Raw genomic sequence first — 2620 nt, 5'->3', positions numbered from 1 at the left:
ACAAGCCACCATGAACGGCATTGGCTACGGCACAGATAGTGACAGTGATAGCAGTGTGACTCGTGCAGGTATTACGGGTGTTGCTGGAAACAGTGATATCACGACTGACAACCGTGCTGAGTATGCGGGTGCGCTTGAGAATGTGTTTGATGCCAACCGAGTGAATGAGGAGCTTGGGGCGCAGACGCAGATTACGCAGGATTTTGGTAAAGAAGCTCCTAAAGCAGTGGCTGAGTTCTCACAAAATCAAATTGATGCTATAAAAGCTAATCCTGATTTAAGTATTGATGAAAAACGTGCCGCTATTGTCAAATGGGATGAAGGTGGCGTTTATCGCATTGCTGCTCATACAGCACTTGGTGCATTGGGTACGGGCAGTGTTGAGGGTGCATTATCCACAGGTGGCGTAGCTGCCGCTGCTCCAACGCTTAATAACTTGCAAGATAAGATAGCAGAGTCACTGATTGCAAGCGGTATGAGTGAGAGTATCGCTAAAGGGACGGCAAGCGGTGTGGTGAGTCTTGCGCTACTAGTCGCAGGTAGTGCTTCTGGACTTGATACGTCAAGTACGGTGACGGCGACTAATGTGGATGCTAATAATAGACAGTTGCATCCTGATCAAATTAAACTTTTAAAACTACATGCAGAAGACTATGCAAAAGAAAAAGGAATTACAAAAGAGGAAGCCTTAAAGATATTGGCTAGAGCCGCTGTCTACAATCTAGATGAAGATTGGTACAACGCATACAATGATAATCTAAGCCTAAATGAGATTATGCAGTTTGATGATGCCAATAAGTTTTTACAGGAAAGAAATGGCGTTCAAGCTTATAATATTTCTTTGGTTGAAAGATATAATAGACTTAATAATGATCATGGAATTGTAGTTGATGGAGGCGTGTTATCTGGATCTTTCAGAAATGATGACCCAAAATCATATACAGATTCTAGACTGTACCTAGATGAAATGTTAACTGATGCTGATTCAGTACAATTTGTATTAGATAACTTAGCTCTACAAAATCCTTATACTTATGGTAGAACGCCTGAAACAGCTGCTGAAGTTCAAAATGCTAAAGCTGAAGGCTCAAATCAAGGTGCAGGTAACTTGATATTAGCACCATGGGAGTTGGCTAAAGAAGGCATTGATAAACTTCAAGATCCATATGGTACTGTGATTGATGGGTTTAATAGTATAGAAAGTGCTATTAAAGCTATACCAAGTGTTCCAGAAAAAGCCAAACAAGCCTACGAGGATTTTACCTATATAGGTCTTGAAGATAATCTAGCTATTATGCAAGGTAAAGGGCTTGACGTTGCTAGAAATGATGCACAAAGTTCTACTGAACTAGGTATTGGTGTTGGTTTATCTGGATTTGGTACGGCCAGCACACTAGCAGCTCAAGCGGCAAGACCTAAAATATTTTTCATGGACAGCTTTACAGAAAGCGGCACTACAGTTCGTCATGGTACTAATAGCACTGCAATAGGAGACGATGGCAATACTATAAGAAACTATGAGAATGCAGCGAATACTGGCAACGGACATAACGTTATCGTTCACGGTCAGCTTGAGTACGATGAATTTGGTGGTACTCCAGTAATATCTTCAACTTCAACAGTCAAAGTTAATGGTGGAAGAGATGTTGAGATGCAGAGTATACCAATTAGTATAGAGCAAGTATCTGCAGCGGTAAGAAGTAACCCTGATTATAAAATAGGTGATCCTGTATGTTTCGGTTCATGCTGGAGTGGTTCAAGCGGCACTGCACAGGAATTAGCCAACGAATTAGGTGCTCGTGTTTTAGCACCTACTCGTCCAGTAGCTTGGAATAAAGATACAAATTCGTGGGTTCAAGATGAAGATTACTACTTTGAACGAGATGATATTAAGCCAGAATGGAAAATTTTTGAACCAGAATAGTAGGAGAAGTATATGAAAAAAGTGGCCCCTTTTTTAGAAATGGTGTATAGCGTCAACTCTTCTAAAGCACAACCAGAAGGATTCCCAAGCGTCAAAACTAAAGTGAATCAATTATCTGATACTAACGCTAACATTATCTATGAATATTTAATAAACGGTATAAAAGTAATTGAGTTTTTATCAAGTGAAAAAGATATCTGTGACCATAAAGTTTCTGTACCAACTAAAGTTTTTACTGATGGTTCGTATGTATGGACTATGATGATTCCTCATTTGGTGAAAAACTACAAAGTATTATTACCAAAAGAGTTTATTAATCATATAAAGAAACAGAATAAGTATGGAAATCAATATGATAAAAATAGTATAGAGCAAATACTAGAAAGTTTAAAAGGCAATAGAGTTAATGATTATGTGAAGTTTAGTGATAATGAATAACCAATATGCTGAACTGCTTCGACTTTATCGAGGCTGACTTGCTTGATTGAGCCACCAACGCTATCAGTGATACAGACACTGGTCTGACCGCTGGTGGTGATGTCAATATCTTATCCGCTGAGAACACCTCAAGCGAAAGCTCATTTAGTCAAACCAAAAAATCAGGGCTGTTTGGCACAAGCGGCGGAATGGGTTTCACTATTGGCAAGCAGCAAACTGATGATAGTAGTGCTCAAACGGCACTGACGCATACTGCTA

At 39.7% G+C, this 2620-nt stretch carries 1 protein-coding gene and 1 pseudogene; both read left to right on the top strand.

Annotation, left to right across the window (positions count from 1 at the left end; all coding sequences use genetic code 11):
• Positions 1-1924, top strand: a pseudogene (locus tag EI164_RS15555) (hypothetical protein); the annotation flags it as partial.
• 12 nt (positions 1925-1936) lie between these two features.
• Positions 1937-2362, top strand: a complete 426-nt coding sequence (locus tag EI164_RS15550; RefSeq protein WP_192520878.1) for a hypothetical protein — start codon at positions 1937-1939, stop codon at positions 2360-2362.
• Positions 2363-2620 lie beyond the last annotated feature (258 nt).

It is taken from the genome of Psychrobacter sp. FME13, from assembly GCF_014861395.1.
In the GTDB taxonomy this organism is placed as follows: domain Bacteria; phylum Pseudomonadota; class Gammaproteobacteria; order Pseudomonadales; family Moraxellaceae; genus Psychrobacter.
The sequence above is the reverse complement of the archived record's forward strand: the minus strand, read 5'-3'. Positions and strand labels throughout refer to the sequence as shown.

Excerpts from the sequence above, each read along its gene's own strand:
- EI164_RS15550 (WP_192520878.1), top strand. The coding sequence starts at position 1,937 with ATGAAAAAAGTGGCCCCTTTTTTAGAAATGGTGTATAGCGTCAACTCT.